23 protein-coding genes and 1 tRNA gene are annotated in these 16,094 nt (G+C 66.8%); 18 read left to right on the top strand and 6 right to left on the bottom strand.

What is annotated here, in order from left to right; all coding sequences use genetic code 11:
- Positions 1-18 precede the first annotated feature (18 nt).
- From cobA to ACP696_RS02760, 7 genes are all read left to right on the top strand, one after another.
- On the top strand, positions 19-867 hold the full coding sequence (gene cobA / locus ACP696_RS02790) for a uroporphyrinogen-III C-methyltransferase (protein WP_426012706.1): 849 nt from the start codon (positions 19-21) through the stop codon (positions 865-867).
- Positions 864-1,229 (top strand): DUF2849 domain-containing protein, encoded by a 366-nt coding sequence (locus ACP696_RS02785; protein WP_426012705.1) that lies wholly within the window; start codon positions 864-866, stop codon positions 1,227-1,229. Before cobA ends, ACP696_RS02785 begins: the two co-directional genes overlap by 4 nt.
- A 1-nt stretch (position 1,230) precedes the next feature.
- On the top strand, positions 1,231-2,889 hold the full coding sequence (locus ACP696_RS02780; protein ID WP_426012703.1) for a nitrite/sulfite reductase: 1,659 nt from the start codon (positions 1,231-1,233) through the stop codon (positions 2,887-2,889).
- A complete protein-coding gene (locus tag ACP696_RS02775) occupies positions 2,873-3,373 on the top strand; it encodes a DUF934 domain-containing protein (protein WP_426012701.1) in 501 nt (166 codons plus the stop codon). The genes ACP696_RS02780 and ACP696_RS02775 overlap by 17 nt, the downstream gene beginning before the upstream one ends.
- A complete protein-coding gene (locus ACP696_RS02770; protein ID WP_426012699.1) occupies positions 3,373-4,131 on the top strand; it encodes a phosphoadenylyl-sulfate reductase in 759 nt (252 codons plus the stop codon). The genes ACP696_RS02775 and ACP696_RS02770 overlap by 1 nt, the downstream gene beginning before the upstream one ends.
- 119 nt (positions 4,132-4,250) lie before the next feature.
- The gene (locus tag ACP696_RS02765) at positions 4,251-4,634 is read left to right on the top strand and encodes a hypothetical protein (RefSeq protein ID WP_426012697.1); all 384 of its coding nucleotides are present in this window, start codon (positions 4,251-4,253) and stop codon (positions 4,632-4,634) included.
- Positions 4,634-5,077: a response regulator gene (locus ACP696_RS02760; protein WP_426012696.1), complete on the top strand. Its 444-nt coding sequence runs from the start codon at positions 4,634-4,636 to the stop codon at positions 5,075-5,077. Before ACP696_RS02765 ends, ACP696_RS02760 begins: the two co-directional genes overlap by 1 nt.
- Before the next feature lie 10 nt (positions 5,078-5,087).
- Here ACP696_RS02760 and ACP696_RS02755 read toward each other — a convergent pair whose 3' ends face one another.
- Complete coding sequence (locus tag ACP696_RS02755) at positions 5,088-5,582, bottom strand: 3D domain-containing protein (RefSeq protein ID WP_426043437.1); 495 nt, start codon at positions 5,580-5,582, stop codon at positions 5,088-5,090.
- 369 nt (positions 5,583-5,951) lie between these two features.
- On the opposite strand from ACP696_RS02755, the gene ACP696_RS02750 reads away from it, so the two are divergent.
- Together ACP696_RS02750 and ACP696_RS02745 are read left to right on the top strand one after the other, a co-directional pair.
- Complete coding sequence (locus ACP696_RS02750) at positions 5,952-6,983, top strand: S1/P1 Nuclease (RefSeq protein ID WP_426012693.1); 1,032 nt, start codon at positions 5,952-5,954, stop codon at positions 6,981-6,983.
- Between the two features lie 4 nt (positions 6,984-6,987).
- Positions 6,988-7,434, top strand: coding sequence for an NUDIX domain-containing protein (locus ACP696_RS02745; RefSeq protein ID WP_426012692.1), 447 nt, complete (start codon positions 6,988-6,990; stop codon positions 7,432-7,434).
- Here ACP696_RS02745 and ACP696_RS02740 read toward each other — a convergent pair.
- On the bottom strand, positions 7,431-7,763 hold the full coding sequence (locus tag ACP696_RS02740) for a hypothetical protein (RefSeq protein WP_426012691.1): 333 nt from the start codon (positions 7,761-7,763) through the stop codon (positions 7,431-7,433). The genes ACP696_RS02745 and ACP696_RS02740 overlap by 4 nt on opposite strands.
- A 114-nt stretch (positions 7,764-7,877) precedes the next feature.
- Between ACP696_RS02740 and ACP696_RS02735 the strand changes: the two genes are divergently transcribed.
- Positions 7,878-8,249, top strand: a complete 372-nt coding sequence (locus tag ACP696_RS02735; RefSeq protein WP_426012689.1) for a (2Fe-2S) ferredoxin domain-containing protein — start codon at positions 7,878-7,880, stop codon at positions 8,247-8,249.
- Here ACP696_RS02735 and ACP696_RS02730 read toward each other — a convergent pair.
- Positions 8,196-8,684: a hypothetical protein gene (locus ACP696_RS02730; RefSeq protein WP_426012688.1), complete on the bottom strand. Its 489-nt coding sequence runs from the start codon at positions 8,682-8,684 to the stop codon at positions 8,196-8,198. The genes ACP696_RS02735 and ACP696_RS02730 overlap by 54 nt on opposite strands.
- Positions 8,685-8,915: 231 nt before the next feature.
- On the opposite strand from ACP696_RS02730, the gene ACP696_RS02725 reads away from it, so the two are divergent.
- Together ACP696_RS02725 and ACP696_RS02720 are read left to right on the top strand one after the other, a co-directional pair.
- Complete coding sequence (locus tag ACP696_RS02725) at positions 8,916-9,302, top strand: hypothetical protein (protein ID WP_426012686.1); 387 nt, start codon at positions 8,916-8,918, stop codon at positions 9,300-9,302.
- A gap of 103 nt (positions 9,303-9,405) precedes the next feature.
- On the top strand, positions 9,406-9,822 hold the full coding sequence (locus ACP696_RS02720) for a hypothetical protein (RefSeq protein ID WP_426012684.1): 417 nt from the start codon (positions 9,406-9,408) through the stop codon (positions 9,820-9,822).
- Between the two features lie 100 nt (positions 9,823-9,922).
- Here the strand turns inward: ACP696_RS02720 and msrB are convergent, their stop codons facing one another.
- Complete coding sequence (msrB, locus tag ACP696_RS02715; protein ID WP_426012682.1) at positions 9,923-10,405, bottom strand: peptide-methionine (R)-S-oxide reductase MsrB; 483 nt, start codon at positions 10,403-10,405, stop codon at positions 9,923-9,925.
- Positions 10,406-10,502: 97 nt separating this feature from the next.
- Between msrB and ACP696_RS02710 the strand changes: the two genes are divergently transcribed.
- On the top strand, positions 10,503-11,078 hold the full coding sequence (locus ACP696_RS02710; RefSeq protein ID WP_426012680.1) for a DJ-1/PfpI family protein: 576 nt from the start codon (positions 10,503-10,505) through the stop codon (positions 11,076-11,078).
- 6 nt (positions 11,079-11,084) lie between these two features.
- On the opposite strand, the gene ACP696_RS02705 is transcribed toward ACP696_RS02710, so the two are convergent.
- Positions 11,085-11,588, bottom strand: a complete 504-nt coding sequence (locus ACP696_RS02705) for a GlcG/HbpS family heme-binding protein (RefSeq protein WP_426012679.1) — start codon at positions 11,586-11,588, stop codon at positions 11,085-11,087.
- Between the two features lie 216 nt (positions 11,589-11,804).
- Between ACP696_RS02705 and ACP696_RS02700 the strand changes: the two genes are divergently transcribed.
- From ACP696_RS02700 to ACP696_RS02690, 3 genes are read left to right on the top strand one after another with little or no spacing between them, the layout of a single operon-like run.
- Entirely contained in the window at positions 11,805-13,802 is a 1,998-nt protein-coding gene (locus tag ACP696_RS02700; protein ID WP_426012677.1) for an acetyl-CoA carboxylase biotin carboxylase subunit, read from the top strand.
- A 43-nt stretch (positions 13,803-13,845) separates the two neighbouring features.
- Positions 13,846-14,250 (top strand): DUF805 domain-containing protein, encoded by a 405-nt coding sequence (locus ACP696_RS02695; RefSeq protein ID WP_426043436.1) that lies wholly within the window; start codon positions 13,846-13,848, stop codon positions 14,248-14,250.
- 60 nt (positions 14,251-14,310) lie between these two features.
- Positions 14,311-14,715, top strand: coding sequence for a DUF805 domain-containing protein (locus tag ACP696_RS02690; RefSeq protein WP_426012674.1), 405 nt, complete (start codon positions 14,311-14,313; stop codon positions 14,713-14,715).
- A 99-nt stretch (positions 14,716-14,814) separates the two neighbouring features.
- On the opposite strand, the gene lipB is transcribed toward ACP696_RS02690, so the two are convergent.
- Positions 14,815-15,570 (bottom strand): lipoyl(octanoyl) transferase LipB, encoded by a 756-nt coding sequence (gene lipB / locus ACP696_RS02685; protein WP_426012672.1) that lies wholly within the window; start codon positions 15,568-15,570, stop codon positions 14,815-14,817.
- A gap of 16 nt (positions 15,571-15,586) precedes the next feature.
- Here lipB and ACP696_RS02680 point away from each other — a divergent pair, with 16 nt between their 5' ends.
- Positions 15,587-15,892, top strand: a complete 306-nt coding sequence (locus tag ACP696_RS02680; RefSeq protein ID WP_426013252.1) for a FliM/FliN family flagellar motor switch protein — start codon at positions 15,587-15,589, stop codon at positions 15,890-15,892.
- A 96-nt stretch (positions 15,893-15,988) separates the two neighbouring features.
- A tRNA-Leu gene (locus ACP696_RS02675) sits at positions 15,989-16,075 on the top strand.
- The last annotated feature ends 19 nt before the right edge of the window (positions 16,076-16,094 follow it).

Genomic DNA, 16,094 nt, shown 5'->3' with positions numbered 1-16,094 from the left:
TTATAGAGGACCTGAATCATGGCTCGGCCCACGGTCCGATCCGCCTCCGCCCGTACGACCCCCGGCCTCGTCGTCATCGGCGGCGGCGAGAGCGTCCGCGCGCCGGGTCGCGTGACCTTGGTCGGGGCCGGCCCCGGCGATCCTGAGCTTCTGACGATCAAGGCCCTGAAGGCCCTGCAAGCGGCCGACGTCATCGTCCATGACGGCCTGGTGTCCGACGAGATCCTCGACGTGGCGCCGCGCGGCGCTCAGCGGATCAATGTCGCCAAGCGCAAGTCGCGCCACACCTTGCCGCAGGATGACATCAATCAGCTGCTAGTGGCCCTGGCCCTGGAGGGTCTGGTCGTCGTCCGGCTGAAGGGCGGCGACCCGTTCTTGTTTGGTCGCGGCGGCGAAGAGCTGGCCGCCTGTCGCGAGGCGGGCGTCGAATGCCTGGTGATCCCCGGCGTCACCGCCGCCCTGGCCGCTTCGGCAGGGGCCGGCGCGCCGCTGACCCATCGCGGCTCGGCCCAGGCCGTGACCTTTGTCACCGGTCATGCGGCGCACGGCGATCCCGATCTGGACTGGACCGCGCTGGCGCGACCGAACCAGACGGTGGTCGTCTATATGGGCGTCAGCACCGCCGCCCTGATCTCTGCGCGTCTGACGGCGGCCGGCCGCGACGCCGCCACCCCGGCCCTGATCGTCGAGAACGCCAGCCGCCCCGACGAGCGCCGTATCCTCACCACGCTCGGCCAGATGGCCGTCGCCGCCGACGGATTGCGAGGTCCGGCGTTGCTGATGGTCGGCGAATCGATGGCCATGGCCGTCGAGGCGGCGCCCGACATCATCTCCTCCACCCTCCAGCGCGCGAGCCCCCGGTCATGAAGGTCCTCACCGCCAATCGGCTGATCGACGGCGACGTCGTGTTCTGGAAGGCCGGCCGCTGGGTCGAGGGCTTCGGCGAGGCCGAGCTGTTCGACGAAGCGCATGAGGCCGACGCCGAGGCGGCGGTCGCCAAGGGCAAGACCCAGGCGACCACGGTCATCGACGCCTATCTGATCGACGTGGCGCAGGTCGAGGGCGGCCTGGCCCCGGTCAGCTACCGCGAACGCATCCGGGCCCTGGGCCCTACCAACGAACCCACCCACGGCAAGCAGGCCGTCGGCGGCGAGGTGATCGAGGCGCTGCGCCATGCCCACGGCGCCGCCCGCTCCACCGGCCGCGTAGACCTGATCCGCAGGAAGTAAGATGTATCAGTACGACGTCATCGACCGCGAGTTCCTGACCGACCGCTCCAACGAGTTCCGGCATCAGGTGGCCCGCCGCCTGGCCGGCGAACTGACCGAGGACCAGTTCAAGCCGCTGCGGCTGATGAACGGCCTCTATCTGCAGCTCCACGCCTACATGCTGCGCGTGGCCATCCCCTACGGCTCGCTGAACGCCCGCCAAGCCCGCCGCCTGGCCTGGATCGCCCGTACCTATGACAAGGGCTACGGGCACATGACCACGCGTCAGAATATCCAGTTCAACTGGGTGAAGCTGAAGGACACGCCCGACATCCTCGACGCCCTGGCCGAGGTGGACTTGCACGCCATCCAGACCAGCGGCAACTGCATCCGCAACGTCACCGCCGATCCCTATGCCGGCGCCACGGCCGAGGAGATCGACGACCCGCGCGTCTGGTCCGAAGTGCTGCGCCAGTGGTCGACCCTGCATCCCGAGTTCAGCTTCCTGCCGCGCAAGTTCAAGATCGCCATCACCGGCGCCTTGAGCGACCGCGCGGCGGTGAAGGTGCACGATATCGGCCTGATCCTGCGCCACGGCCGAGAAGGCCAGATCGGCTTTGAGGTGATCGTCGGCGGCGGGCAGGGGCGCACGCCCTATGTGGGTCCGACCATCAAGCCGTTCCTGCCAGCCGAGCGGCTGTTGAGCTATGTCGAGGCCGTGCTGCGCGTCTACAACCGCCACGGCCGCCGCGACAATATCTACAAGGCCCGGATCAAGATCCTGGTCGCCGCCCTCGGGGCCGAGGAGTTCGGCCGCCAGGTGGACGAGGAGTGGGGCAAGATCAGCGCCGAGCGCGCCGACCTGCCGGCCGCCGAGCTGGCCCGCGTCCGCGCCGCCTTCTCCCAGACCAGGTTCGAAACCCTGCCGGCCCGTTCCGAAAGCTTCGAGGCCGCCAGGGCGCTGAGCCCGGCCCTGCAACGCTTCGCCCGCAACAACGTCAAGCCGCACAAGCAAAGCGGCTACGCGATCGTCGAGGTGTCGTTGAAAGCCATCGGCCAGACGCCAGGCGACGCCACCGCGGATCAGTTGGAGGTCGTCGCCGACCTGGCCGAACGCTACAGCCTGGACGATCTGCGCGTCACCCACGCCCAGAACCTGGTCTTGCCGCACGTCAGGCTGGACGACCTGCCCGTGGTCCACGCCATGCTGGAAAAGCACGGCCTGGCGACGGCCAATATCGACCTGGCCAGCGACATCATCGCCTGTCCGGGCCTGGACTACTGCGCCCTGGCCAACGCCCGCGCCATCCCGATCGCCCAGGACATAGCCCGCAAGTTCGCCGACCCCGATCGCGCCGAGAAGATCGGCGAGCTGAAGATCAAGATCAGCGGCTGCATCAACGCCTGCGGCCATCACCACGTGGCCCATATCGGCATCCTGGGCGTCGACAAGAAGGGCGAGGAATTCTACCAGCTCTCGCTCGGCGGATCGGGGGCGGAGGACGCCTCGATCGGCAAGATCCTGGGCCCCGGCCTGTCGGCCGACAAGGTGGCCCCGGCCATCGAGTCCCTGGTCGAGGTCTATCTGGCGATCCGTACCGGCGAGGAGCGCTTCCTCGACACCTATCGCCGCGTCGGCCTCGAACCCTTCAAGGAGGCGGTCTATGCCCAGGTTGATTAGGCTGGCCGGCGCCACGGCCCAATGGGCCGAGGACGGCTTCACTCACGTCGCCGACGAAGAGGCCATCCCCGAGGGCGACGTGATCCTTTCCTTGGCCCGCTTCCAGGCCGAGGGCGAGATTCTGCTGTCCAATAGTCGCCGGATCGGCGTGCGCATCGAGTCCGACCAGGAGGTCGAGGCCCTGGCCTATGACCTGCCGCGCCTGGCGGTGGTGGCCCTGGCCTTTCCGAAATACCGTGACGGCCGCGCCTATACCTCGGCCCGCCTGTTGCGCGAGCGGCTGGGCTTCACGGGCGAGGTTCGGGCCGTGGGCGACGTGCTGCAGGAGCAGGCCGGCTTCATGGTCCGCTGCGGCTTCGACGCCTTCGAACCCAATGACGGGGCGACGCCGGAGGCCTGGACCAAGGCGGCCCACCGCTTCCGCCATGTCTATCAGCGCGCCGCCGACGACCGGCTGGTGGCGTTCGAGGAACGGGGTGTGTGATGGCCTATGACCAAGCCGTGGCCGAGCCGACCTCCAGCACCGCCACCTTGGTGGCACGGCTGGACGCCGAACTGCGCGACGCCCATCCGCTGACCATCCTGCGCAAGGCCTTCGAAACCTTCGGCGACAGGCTGGCCCTGGTCAGTTCGTTCGGGGCCGAGTCTGCGGTGCTGCTGCACCTGGCCAGCCAGGTGTCCAAGGACATCCCGGTGCTGTTCCTCGACACCGGCATGCTGTTTGGCCAGACCCTGGACTATCGCAAGGGCCTGGCCGCTCAGCTGGGCTTGACCCAGGTGCGCGACCTGCGCCCGGCCTTCGCCGACCTGGCGGTCACCGATCCGAAGTCCGACCTGTGGCGCACCGATACCGACGCCTGCTGCCACATCCGCAAGGTGCTGCCGCTGGACCGCGCCCTGGGCGAATTTGACGGCTGGATCACCGGCCGCAAGCGCTTCCACGGCGGCGACCGCCTGCGCCTCGCCGTCGTCGAGCAGGCCGAGGGCCAGATCAAGTTCAACCCCCTGGCCAACTGGGGCAAGGCCGAGCTCGACGCCTATGTCGACGAGTATCGGTTGCCGGCCCACCCGCTGGTCTCGCAGGGCTTCCCGTCGGTGGGCTGCTGGCCTTGCACCAAGGCGGTCGATGACCCCAACGCCGATGTCCGCGCCGGTCGCTGGGCGGGCCAGGACAAGACCGAGTGCGGTATCCACGTCGCTCGCGCCCCAGGCGCCGCGCCGAACGTGGGCGAGGGGATCTAGCGCCTTCTAGCGCCTTCCGGGCTTGCCCCGCGCAGTTTGGACGCAGGCTCAGCCGCGGAGGGTTAAGCCGCCGTTATCCGTCGTGCCCCTACCTTCACGAAGGTTGGGGGGAAACGATCTTGTCAGCGGCGACCACTGAACTTCATTCGGATGTCGCCACGACATTCGACGTCCTGTCTTGGGAGCTGGAATTGGCCGGCGCCCGCTGCATCTTTCTCGACACACTGATCGGCAAGTTGCTGATGACAGTTCCGCCCGAGCACCGCGAGCAACTGCTTGAGGGGGTCCAGGCTGTGGACCTTCTCAGCCAGCACCTGACGGGCCTTTCGACCTTCGCGCGGGGGCTCAGCCAGACCGTCGAGGCCCGAGAAACGATCGGCGTCACCGCAGCGCTCAAGAGCATCACGCTGGGCGCCTTGGCCGATCGTATGACGACCTCGTTCGGCGGGGAAGAAGCGGGATTGAACGACGGCGACGACGCCGGAGACTTGGATCTCTTCTGATGTCAGTTGCCCGGATCCTCATCGCAGACAGCGACCGCGCGGTTTCGGAGATGCTGCAAATCCGCCTGGACGTCGCGGGTTACCATCCGTTGTCGGCGCGCAGCGGCACGGGGGCCTTGGAAATCATCCGCAACATGCGGCCGGCGGCGTTCGTGCTCGACTTGGGGATCCTCGATATCGACGCTTTCAAACTGTTGACGATCCTGCAGCACGATCGCTTGCGACCGCCCTGTCCAACGCTGCTGATCGGCAAGCGGCTGGGGGTCGAGGATATTCGACGCGCCGCCACCCTGGGGGTGCGCACCTGCGTGGTGAAACCGTTCAGTGGCGCCGATTTGCTCGATCGCGTGGCCAAGATGCTGAAGCCCGCGCCCGGTATAGCCAGCGCGTCAACCCGCGCGGCCGTTTCAGCGGCGCCAGCCTCCACCGAGTTCTTTAACTGATTTGCTCCGCCTATCCTGGCGGGCAGCCCTTGAACTCGCCGACCTTGGTCACCGAGAGGGTCGCCAGGTTCAGGTTCATCAGGGGCTTCATCGAAGACGCGCCCTGGCCGCTGAACAGGTCCAGCTTGTTGCCCTTGATCGCGCCGCCGATGTCGGACGCGTACCAATAACCGTCATGCTTGGCGCCGTTGGGCATCGGCAGGCCGACGGTTTCCTTGATGAACACCACGGTGCGGCGGGGGATCACGCTCTTGTCGACCGCCAGGGTGCGCATCGCCACGACCTTGCAGCCCAGGCTGTCCAGCGCGCGGATGCCCTTGGCGCCCGCATGATAGAGCGTGGCCTTCATTCGGTATTCCACCGAGCCTGGCACGGACCCCGTCAGGGCCCCGGTGATCAGGTCGCCCAGCGGATCGCTGCGCTGTTCGGGTTCGCCGGCGGAGGCAGGGAGGGCGATGGACATGGCCAGAGCAGCGGCCAGAAATCCCGCAAGCGTGCGTCGCATCGAGGAGTTCCTCTTATCGGCGTAGAGTGTCGGTCGGCGGCCTAAGTACTAAGGTCACAGCCCCGTGACAACCCATCCAGGGGTGACCGATGGTCGCTGCGCACGTTTCGCGACAGGGGCGGCGCGCAGCGCGCAGGGTTGAAATCAGTTCCGCAAGACGCGCAAAGCCTGGCCTCACAAGGGCCTTCGTGCTGGCGCTTGCCGTTCGTGACAAGCCGGCGCTAGCGAAGGGCGCGCGGGTGTCTTAAACCCGAGTCGCCCGCTGGATGGGCACGGTCAGACGCCTCTCAGGTCAGCTTTCTGGCCGAGTGAGTCGCTCGGATCGACCCGTCCTCGCGTCGTCGGGCCCGTCAGTTCCGTGGAGCGCGCATGAAGTCGTCCGTCCGTCTGTCCGTCAGCCTGGCCGTCGTGGCCCTGATCGCCGCGCCCGCGCCAACGGCCCTGGCCTGGGGGGCTTGGGGCCACCGCATGGTCGGGGTGGTCGCCGCCGAGAGCCTGCCCGGCGACGTGCCGGCGTTCCTGAGCACGCCCGCCGCCGTGGCCGCCATCGGCGAGTATGCCCGCGAGCCGGACCGCTGGAAGGGCTCGGGCAAGGTCCACGACACAGATCGCGACGCGGCCCATTTCCTGGACCTTGACGATGAAGGCAAGATGTATGGCGGGCCGAAATTCTCGGTCGAGACCCTGCCGCTTACCCGAGCCGACTATGAGAAGGCCCTGGCCCTGGCAGGCCACGACAGCTGGAACGCCGGCTACCTGCCCTACACGATCATTGACGGTTACCAGCAGCTGGCGAAGGACTTCACCTACTGGCGCATCCTCAAGGCAGTCTCCAAGACCGAGAAGGACAAGACCAAGCGCGCCTACTACGTCGCCGACCTGAAGCGCCGCGAGGAGTTGGTGATCCGCGACCTCGGCGTCTGGGCCCACTATGTGGGTGACGGCAGCCAACCCCTGCATCTGAGCGTGCACTACAACGGCTGGGGCGATTACCCCAACCCGAACGGCTACACCCAGAGCCGGGCCACCCATGGCGATTTCGAGGGGCCGCTGGTCAAGGCCTTGGCCGTCAAAGCCGACGTCAAGAAGCTGGTGCCGGCCTATGTCGATTGCGCCTGCGCGGTCGAGACTCGCACCGTGGCCTATCTGACCAAGACCTTCAGTCTGGTCGAGCCGTTGTATCAGCTAGAAAAGGCCGGCGGCATGGTCGCCACCGACCCGCGCGCCAAGGCCCTGGTCGACGAGCGGCTGGCGGCTGGCGCCACCGAGCTGCGCGACCTGGTCGTCGATGCCTGGAAGGCCAGCGCCAATGGCAAGATCGGTTATCGCCCCGAGACCACCGTCGCCGACGTGGTGTCGGGCAAGGCCGATCCTTGGATCGACCTGTACGGCAAGGACTGATCGCTTGCTGGCGTTCGACGCGCCCGACGCGGCGCTGGACTACAAGAACCGTTGGGCCGCCTTCGGCATCGCCGAGGGCGCCCACGGCAAGATCGCCCTGGTCGAGGTGCGCAAGCCCGGCCAGCCGCCCTATTTCGATCTGCCCGGCGGAGCGGTCGATGGCGGTGAGGATGAGCCCGCCGCGATCGTGCGCGAGTTCGGCGAGGAGACTGGCCTGGTGGTCGAGGTCGGCCGCCGCGTGGTCGAGATCAGCCAGCCGTTCATCAAGTCCAACGGCCAGCCGCTGCGCAACTTCGGCGGGGTGTACGCGGTGACGGTCGTGGCCGAGCGGCCGGACCTCAAGGTCGAGGACGACCACACGCTGGTGTGGCTTGATCCCCGCGACGCCGTGGTGGCGCTGCGGCATGACGGGCACGCCTGGGCCGTGGCGGCCTGGCTGCGGCGGGGCTAGCCTTTCGCCAGCATCGCCTTGGCCTTTTCCGGCGCCACCTGGTCGAAGATCGTCCGCAAGTGCACGTCCTTGGCGTGATCGTTGTGCAGGTCCCAGGCCAGCGAAACCGGCAGGCGTAGGCGATTGCCGTCGGCCAGCTTCACGACCAGCACGCGCCACGAGAAGCCCTCGCCGGGTTCGCCCAGCGGGTCCCTGAACTCCAGCGGGGCCGGATCGCGCAGGCGAAACGCGCGGCCCTCGTGGGCGTCGAACCAGTCCTGGTCGGCCTTGGCGACGGGATCAATCTTCGATGGCGGCGCGGCCAACTTAGCTTTCAGAGTGCGGACCATGGCGAGCCTCCTGCTTGCAGCGGCGGTCTCTAGCAGCTTGGCGAGGCCTTGCCATCCGCCGGGCGCGTCCCATCTGCGTGAGCGGAGCCATGGCTCCAGTCAGGCAGGACCTCCGTGAGCCACGATAGGCCGTTCAAGCGCGCCCGTTCCGACTGGACCGAAGTGGTCCTGGTCTGCCGCAAATGTTCGAAGAAACTCGACGGCGGGTTCGGCGACAACGGCGATCAGCGCCTGGCCAAGGCGCTGCGAAAATCCATCGCCGGCAAAGGCCGCAAGGCCCGCGCGGGCGTCGTCGAAGTCGGTTGCTTCGACGTCTGTCCCAAGAACGCCGTGGTGGCCGTGCTAGCCTCCAACCCGGGCGACTGGGTCGTGGTTCCGCGCGGGGCGTCGACGGCGGTGGTGGCGCAGCGACTGGGGCTGGACGCGGCGGCCCTAGGAGACCGGCCGGAAGCGCTTCACCGCCAAGAAGCCCAGCCCGCCGAGTAGGATCAGGCTAGCCCCCTGGGCGATGGCGAAGGGCGGCTCGGTTCCGGCCGGGGCCAGGACGTGCAGCGGCGGGATCTTCCGGAACGACTGAGCCACGCCGACGAAGACGTTGAGATAGAGGGCGATGGTCGCGGTGATCACATAGATCGGTCGCCAGGCGCCGACCAGCTTGCTGCCGTAGAGTGCCCAGAACGCAATCGCCAGGACCACCAATGAGATTACGCCGACGATGCGCGGCGGACCGATGGCCTTGGAATGGAAGAAGAAGCCCGTGACGCTGGTCAGGGCGGTGGTGGCCAGAAAGCCGGTCGTCCAGCCGGGCAGCCGCCGGTTGATTAGCATGCCGCCCAGGGCGACCAAGCCCGCGGCGATGCCGATCAGGCTGATGATCACGTGAATCAGGGTGAAGGTCGCCGTAGACACGCCCAAGATCATGGTTCGCCATTTTTCAGTTCCAGTGAAGGGCGCGTTAAGTGTTGTTGGCGACCGCCGGGTCGGAAAGCCTCGCGACCATTCGGCATCTGCGGCGCCGCGAGGCAAAAGTATTGAAGATTCCTGCGCTAGCGTGGGTCTCGACGTTACACCGCGATTATGGACGATCGCCGGCCAAGGGTCCGGCGGTCGGCGTGGCGTGGAACGCCAGAACTGGACGGGCATTTCACAGCCATGATCGCGCTCCTCCTCGACCTCTCCAACATCCTCGGCGGTTTCATGCTGGCCATCGGCCTGCTGGCGCTGATCCCCAAGGCCGGCGACGACTTCGGACGGTTCGCCGACCGACTGTCGCCTTTCCGCTGGATCGTCGGCATCGTGGCCTTGGTTTGCGGCGGCTATTTCCTGCTCGTCCACCTGATCAGCGGGCCGCACGTGTTCCACTTCGAGATCGTCGCGATCGCCGTGGGCGTGTTGCTGCTGTGGGATCGCCTGCGGGCCGGACGTTTCGCGGGGCGCGACCTGCCGGCCAGCGGATCGCAGGGATCGGGCCTGGTGCTGGCGGTGTTCGGCGTCATCGCCATGATCGTCGGCCTGCAGGGCATCTTCACGCCCGACTGACGGCTGTCCGCTTCAATCCGGCGTTAAGGCGTGGCGCGCATGCTGACGTCCAGGTTCGCCTCCCAAACACCTTGGGCAAGACGGACAGTTCAGGGAGGTCGCCATGTCCTCGACCGTCAGCAACAGTTTTCGCCGTTCGCACGACCATTTCGAACCGCAGGATACCGATCCCCAAACCCAGCGCCGCCTGCGCGGCCACCTGGAGCAGATCGACTACACGGCCTTCGCCTCCAACAGCGCGGTGATCGCCCAGGTGCTCGATAAGAGCGACTCCGGCAAGTTCCAGCGCCTGGCCGTCGCCGCCGCCGCGGCGCGTGCCCGCTGGGTTGCCGAAGCGGTGGCCATGACTGAGGGCGGCGTCGCGATCACGCCCGAGCAGACCGTGCGGCTCTCGGCCCTCCGCGCCGCCTACGAAGAACTGGCCGAGGTTTATGAAGCCATGCGGCGGATGGTCGAGCGCGGCTACCTGACCTACAGCGTCCTCATGGTCACCGAGGGCGGCAACGCGGTTTCGCGCTAGAGCATTTCCCGAGCTGACTGCGTCAGGCCGTGAGCTCTAGTCTTTTGTTTTGACGCATTTTTCTTCGTGCGAACCGGAACCACTTCGCTCGAAAAATGCTCTAGCCTGAAACCTTGTCCCCGCGATTTAGCGGGTCGGGCAGGGGCTCGCCGCTCCTCACGAACTGCAACGATACCGAATTGATGCAATAGCGCAGACGCGTGGGGGCCGGGCCGTCCGGGAAGACGTGGCCCTGGTGGCTGTCGCAGCGGGCGCACAGCGTCTCGATCCGCACCATGCCATAGGCGGTGTCGCGCACCTCCTTGACGTGAGCTTCGTCGAACGGCGCGTAGAAGCTCGGCCAGCCCGTGCCGCTCTCGAACTTGGTCTTGTACTCGAACAGCGGCAGGCCGCACTCGCGGCAGCAATAGACGCCGGGGTTCTTCTCGCCAAGCAGGCCGCCGCAGAACGGGGCCTCGGTGCCGTGGTTCAGCAGGACGCGGGCTTCCTCGGCGGTCAGGTCGGCCTCCAGGCGCTGGCGCTCGGGCTCGGTCGGCGGAGTTAGATCGAAACCGGTGGCGGAGAGGGTGGCTATGTCTGTCATGCGCTACAATTTAGGGGCTCGAGGGCGCGTCCGATAGAGGCGACGGAGCCCAGAATCACCTACCGCGTTCGTCTCGAACCATGATGAGGACTCCGCCATGACCATCGCCGTCGCATTCCTGCAACCGGGCTGGGCCGATTGGGAGGCTGGCCCCGTGCTGGCCGCTCTGCGTGAATATAATGGTGTCCAGATCGAGGTCGCCACGCCTGACGGCGAACCGCAGACCTCGATCGGCGGCGTGTTGGCGGCGTCGGACTACAAGTTCTCCGATCCGGTGCTGGCCGACGCCGACGTGCTGCTGCTGATCGGCTCGGACGCCTGGGTCGAATATCACGACGAGGCCTTCTTCAGCCTGCTGCGCCAAGCCTATGCCGACGGCAAGATCATTGGCGCGATCTGCGCCGGCACGGTGGCCGCCGCCCGGGCGGGCCTGCTGACCGGTAAGGCGCACACCTCGAACGGCGGAGACTGGCTGGCCCAGCAGGCCCCGGACTATGCCGGGTCGGGCGGCTATGTCGACAGCGCCAAGGCCGTGACCGACGGCCGGCTGGTCACCGCGTCCGGCCTGGCGCCCGTGACCTTCAGCGCCGCGATCGCCCGCCTCGTGGCCCCCGAAGCCGGGGACAAGCACGACGAATATGTGGCCATGTTCGCCAAGGAATTCGTGGACTAGGCCGGCCTATTTGACCGCCGCGGCGCCGGCCCTGGCGATTAGGCCGTCCTGGGCGCCCGAGCCGCCCGAAGCGCCGATGGCTCCCAGGATCTTGCCATCGACGATCAGCAGTTCGCCGCCCTCGATCGCCAGGGCGCCGGTGAAGATGGCGTTCAGCGTGCCGCCCTTCACCGCCTCCTGGAAGTAGGATGTCGGTCGGCGGAAGTTTGCGCTGGTCTCGGCCTTACGGCGGGCGACGTCGTTCGATCCGTACTGCGCCCCATCCATCTTTTCGCTCATCACCAGGGCGCCGTTGGGTTCAACCACGACGATGACCATGAACCAGCCCTGCTTGCGGGCCTCGGCCTCGGCGGCGGCCACGGCGACCTTGGCTTCGGCCAGGGTCACCGACCGGCCGTAGGGCGGGGCCGGCGGCGCGGCGGGAACCGGGGCGGGCGCGGTTTGGGCCAAGGCGGGCCCGGCCATCAGAGCGACGGCCAGGGCGAGCGTGGCAAGCGTGGAACGGAGCATTGGGTCGTTTCCTCTGAAGTGGCGTGCGATCGCGGCGGTGGGCCTCATGTTGCGAATGCGAACAACAGTCCAGGCGCCGCGCATCGGTCTTCGTTGCGGTCGCCATTGGAAACCGGTGTCATGAACCATGTCACGCTGCGGCGCCGTTGCAAACCGCGAGCGGCCTGCTAGTCCGGTGTCCAACAAGACAATGACAAGCGCGTAGGGGACGGCCGGATGTTCAAGAAGCTGCTGATCGCCAACCGGGGCGAGATCGCGGTGCGGGTGATCAAGACCTGCCGCCGGATGGGCATCAAGACAGTGGTGGTCTATTCCGACGCCGACGCCGATAGCCTGGCCGTCGAGATGGCCGACGAGACCGTGCACATCGGCCCCGCGCCCGCCAACCAGTCCTATCTGGTGGCCGACAAGATCATCGCCGCCTGCAAGCAGGCCGGCGCCGAGGCCGTTCATCCGGGCTTTGGCTTCCTGTCGGAGAACGCCAGCTTCGCCCAGCGCTGCGCCGACGAAGGCGTGGTGTTCATTGGTCCCAACCCCGGCGCCATCTCGGCGATGGGCGACAAGATCGAAAGCAAGAAGTTCGCCGAGGCGGCCGGGGTGTCCTGCGTGCCGGGCCATATCGGCGAGATCGCCGATGTGACCCATGCGGTGATCATTTCCGAGCAGGTCGGCTATCCCGTGATGATCAAGGCCTCGGCCGGCGGCGGCGGCAAGGGCATCCGCGTCGCCTGGAACCGCCAGGACGTCGAGGAGGGCTTCCCGGCCGTCCGCGCCGAAGCCAAGGCCGGTTTCGGCGACGACCGGATCTTCATCGAGAAGTTCATCGAGAGCCCGCGCCACATCGAGATCCAGGTGCTGGGCGACAAGCACGGTCACGTGGTCCACCTGTTCGAACGCGAATGCTCGATCCAGCGGCGCAATCAGAAGGTCATCGAGGAGGCGCCGTCGCCCTTGCTCGACGAAGCCACCCGCGCCGCCATGGGCGCCCAGGCCGTGGCCCTCGCCAAGGCCGTGAACTACGACAGCGCCGGGACCGTGGAGTTCGTGGTGGGCCAGGACAAGAGCTTCTACTTCCTGGAGATGAACACCCGCCTGCAGGTCGAGCATCCGGTCACCGAGCTGATCACCGGCCTGGATCTGGTCGAGCAAATGATCCGCTCCGCCTGGGGCGAGGCGCTGGCCTTCACCCAGGATGATTTGAAGATCAACGGCTGGGCCATCGAGAGCCGCATCTATGCCGAGGACCCCTACCGCAAGTTCCTGCCCAGCATCGGCCGTCTCGTTCGCTACGACCCTCCGGAGGAGGGCGAGCATGAGGGTTACACCGTCCGAAACGACGGCGGGGTGCGCGAGGGCGACGAGATCTCGATGTATTACGACCCGATGATCTCCAAGCTCTGCACCTGGGCGCCCACTCGCCTGGCGGCCATCGACGGCATGGGGCGGGCGCTGGAGGACTTCCATATCGAGGGCCTGGGGCAGAACATCCCGTTCCTGGCGGCGGTGATGGACCAGGAGCGCTACCGCTCGGGCGTCATCTCGACCAACTACATCAAGGACGAGTTCCCCGACGGCTTCAAAGGCGTGGAACCGACGCCGGAGCAGGCTGACGTGCTGACCGCCGTCGGCGCGGCCATGCAGCGGGTCTACGCGGCCCGGTCTCGCACGACGGGGGCCGGGCTCAGCAATCCCGTCCGCACCGAGTGGATCGTCGCGGTGGGCCACGCCAAGCGACGGGTCAGGCTGTCGGGAGAGGGCGCGTCGCTCAATGTGGAGCTGCCGGACGAGGGCCGCGCGATCGTGTTGGAGACCCTCGACTGGCGTCCCGGCAAGCCGGTGTTCCACGGCAAGCTCGACGGCAAGGCCTTCACCGTCCAGGTGACGCCGGCGGCCGAGGGCTTCGTGATCCGCCATCGCGCCGCCAAGGCCAAGGTGCTGGTCCTGACCCCGCGCAGCGCCGAACTGCACGACAAGTTGCCCGAGAAGCAGGCCGCCGACACCTCCAAGCTGGTGCTGTCGCCGATGCCGGGACTGGTGGTCAGCATGGACGTCGCCCTGGGCCAGACCGTCCGCGAGGGCGAGATTGTCTGCGTGCTGGAGGCCATGAAGATGCAGAACATCATCCGCGCCGAGCGCGACGGCGTGGTCAAGGCGGTCAACGCCAAGAGCGGCGACCCGGTGGCCGCCGATGAGGTGCTGGTGGAGTTCGCCTAGGCGTGTTTGTGTGCGCCAAGGTAGAGCTTGAGGGGGCGATTCGATGACAATGATGCAGAAGGTGTTTGGCTTCGAGGGCCGATTGCGCCGCCGCGATTACTGGCTCATCAACATTGGGTTCACTGTAATCATCGTCGTCATCACCTTGGTGTCGTTCGCGATATTTGGTGACTACGAAAAGGGCAGTGGTCCTACGAGGGTCGTTCAGTACGTCCTCTACATTCCGCAGTTGTGGATTGGCATCGCTCTAGCGCTAAAGCGCTGCCATGATCGCAACAAGGGCGGTGGTTGGGTGGTGTTTTTCTGGCTTGTGCCGGTCGTCGGTTGGATCTGGGGTTTTATCGAGTTGGGTTTCTTGGACGGCACGCAAGGGCGTAACCGCTATGGAAAATCGCCCAAGGGCATTGGCGGCGAGACCGATAGCAAACTCGCCGAGATCTTCGCCTAGGCCTTCCGCCGGAACATTGCGCGGCTTAGGTTTGGAGCCTTGAGAGTCGCTGGGACCAGCATGAACGATCGCGCGGAATGGTGGGACCTCTTCCTGTCGGCCTCGGGCCGGCTGGCGCGCGGGCGGTTCCTGATGGTGTCGGCGGCGCTGCTGACCTTCGCTGTCGTCTATGAGGCGACGGGCACGACCACCCACCTCTTGACCGGGTGGCTGATCTACCCGCCGCTGCTGTTCGTCGCGACCTGCGTGTTCTCCAAGCGGCTGCATGACCGAGGTCGGTCGGGCTGGTGGGCGGCGCTGGTCCTGCTCTCGTTGGTGGCCGTCTGGCCGACGCCCAAACACTTCTGGGACTTCCTGTTCGCCGGCGTCGTGCTGTGGACCATCATCGAGCTGGGCGTCATGCCCGGCGAGGAGGGCGCCAATCGGTATGGACCTAACCCGCTGAAACCGGTGGTCGCGGTCTAAATCCTTGCTCCCCTTGCGGGGGAAGGTGGCCTCGCGGAGCGGGGTCGGATGAGGGGTCGAAAGGCGGATCGGCCGCAAGCGGACAGGTCAGCGCGACCCTCATCCGTCGGCTTCGCCGCCACCTTCTCCCGCAAGGGGAGAGGGAGAATCCTCCGCCGCCCCGAACACCCGCGTAAAGCTGGCCCGCAGCGCTTCATCCGCCTCGTCCATGGTCACAGGCAGGCCTAGATCCACCAGGCTCGTGACCCCGTGCTCGGTCTGGCCGCACGGCACGATGCCGGAGAAATGCTCCAGGTCCGGCTCGACGTTCAGGCTGATCCCGTGAAAGCTGACCCACTTGCGCAGCTTGACGCCGATCGCCGCGATCTTGTCGTCACGCGACCAGCCGGGACCCTTGCGCTCGACCCAAACGCCGACCCGGCCCTCGCGCATCTCGCCGGTGACGGCGAAGGCGGCCAGGGCGTCGATGATCCAGGCCTCCAGAGCTTGCACGAAGGCGCGGACGTCTCGGCCGCGTTTCGTCAAGTCCAGCATCACATAGGCTACTCGCTGGCCGGGGCCGTGATAGGTGTATTGCCCGCCCCGACCGCTGGCGAACACCGGAAAGCGATCGGCGGCGATCAGGTCGGCCGGCTTGGATGAAACCCCGGCCGTGTAGAGTGGCGGATGCTCCAGCAGCCACACCAGTTCGCCCGCCGTGCCGTCGGCGATGGCGGCGGCGCGGGCCTCCATGGCGGCAACGGCTGCCGGGTAAGGCACGTACCCGGTCGAAACCGCCCAGCCGACAGGGACGCCGTCCGGATGGCCGAGCAGCGGAAGGTCGTTATTTTCAAGGCTTAACGGGCGATCAAGCATGCGGCCTTAGACTTGCATCAGGTGCAACGCGACCAACCATGGCCGCGCGTGTCTTCCAGGGACTTACTTCGTGAGCCAGGTCAACGCCGTCAATATCGAGATCTCGGTTCTTCTGGGGCGCTCGATCCTGCCGATGCAGCAGCTGCTGCGCATGGGCCGCGGCGCGGTAATCCCGCTGGACGCCAAGACCAATGACGAGGTCTGGATCCTGGCCAACAACCACCCCATCGCCCGGGGCGAAATCCAGATCAGCGACGACCGCATCGCCATCCAGGTGACCCGCGCCGCCGACGTCTACGACTACATGGCCGGCGGGGCCTGAGACCCAGCCCATGGCGAAGGGCGCTTTGTTCGCTATGTGCAAACTCCGCTCTTTCCAAATCAAACTCAGTTTGCTACCTGCCGCGCCTCACCATGAGCGGTCGTGGCGGAATTGGTAGACGCGCAGCGTTGAGGTCGCTGTGCCCGAAAGGGCGTGGAAGTTCGAGTCTTCTCGACCGCACCAGGTGGACAAAGGCCTAGAG

It is taken from the genome of Caulobacter sp. DWR3-1-2 (genome assembly GCF_049896225.1).
Taxonomy (GTDB): Bacteria; Pseudomonadota; Alphaproteobacteria; order Caulobacterales; family Caulobacteraceae; genus Caulobacter.
Note: the sequence above shows the minus strand (reverse complement) of the source record. Positions and strands in the feature narration are given on the sequence as shown.

Coding starts and splice junctions, on each gene's coding strand:
- cobA (WP_426012706.1), top strand. CDS start 19: ATGGCTCGGCCCACGGTCCGATCCGCCTCCGCCCGTACGACCCCCGGC.
- ACP696_RS02785 (WP_426012705.1), top strand. CDS start 864: ATGAAGGTCCTCACCGCCAATCGGCTGATCGACGGCGACGTCGTGTTC.
- ACP696_RS02780 (WP_426012703.1), top strand. CDS start 1,231: ATGTATCAGTACGACGTCATCGACCGCGAGTTCCTGACCGACCGCTCC.
- ACP696_RS02775 (WP_426012701.1), top strand. CDS start 2,873: ATGCCCAGGTTGATTAGGCTGGCCGGCGCCACGGCCCAATGGGCCGAG.
- ACP696_RS02770 (WP_426012699.1), top strand. CDS start 3,373: ATGGCCTATGACCAAGCCGTGGCCGAGCCGACCTCCAGCACCGCCACC.
- ACP696_RS02760 (WP_426012696.1), top strand. CDS start 4,634: ATGTCAGTTGCCCGGATCCTCATCGCAGACAGCGACCGCGCGGTTTCG.
- ACP696_RS02755 (WP_426043437.1), bottom strand. CDS start 5,582: ATGCGACGCACGCTTGCGGGATTTCTGGCCGCTGCTCTGGCCATGTCC.
- ACP696_RS02750 (WP_426012693.1), top strand. CDS start 5,952: ATGAAGTCGTCCGTCCGTCTGTCCGTCAGCCTGGCCGTCGTGGCCCTG.
- ACP696_RS02740 (WP_426012691.1), bottom strand. CDS start 7,763: ATGGTCCGCACTCTGAAAGCTAAGTTGGCCGCGCCGCCATCGAAGATT.
- ACP696_RS02730 (WP_426012688.1), bottom strand. CDS start 8,684: ATGATCTTGGGCGTGTCTACGGCGACCTTCACCCTGATTCACGTGATC.
- ACP696_RS02725 (WP_426012686.1), top strand. CDS start 8,916: ATGATCGCGCTCCTCCTCGACCTCTCCAACATCCTCGGCGGTTTCATG.
- ACP696_RS02720 (WP_426012684.1), top strand. CDS start 9,406: ATGTCCTCGACCGTCAGCAACAGTTTTCGCCGTTCGCACGACCATTTC.
- msrB (WP_426012682.1), bottom strand. CDS start 10,405: ATGACAGACATAGCCACCCTCTCCGCCACCGGTTTCGATCTAACTCCG.
- ACP696_RS02710 (WP_426012680.1), top strand. CDS start 10,503: ATGACCATCGCCGTCGCATTCCTGCAACCGGGCTGGGCCGATTGGGAG.
- ACP696_RS02705 (WP_426012679.1), bottom strand. CDS start 11,588: ATGCTCCGTTCCACGCTTGCCACGCTCGCCCTGGCCGTCGCTCTGATG.
- ACP696_RS02700 (WP_426012677.1), top strand. CDS start 11,805: ATGTTCAAGAAGCTGCTGATCGCCAACCGGGGCGAGATCGCGGTGCGG.
- ACP696_RS02695 (WP_426043436.1), top strand. CDS start 13,846: ATGACAATGATGCAGAAGGTGTTTGGCTTCGAGGGCCGATTGCGCCGC.
- ACP696_RS02690 (WP_426012674.1), top strand. CDS start 14,311: ATGAACGATCGCGCGGAATGGTGGGACCTCTTCCTGTCGGCCTCGGGC.
- lipB (WP_426012672.1), bottom strand. CDS start 15,570: ATGCTTGATCGCCCGTTAAGCCTTGAAAATAACGACCTTCCGCTGCTC.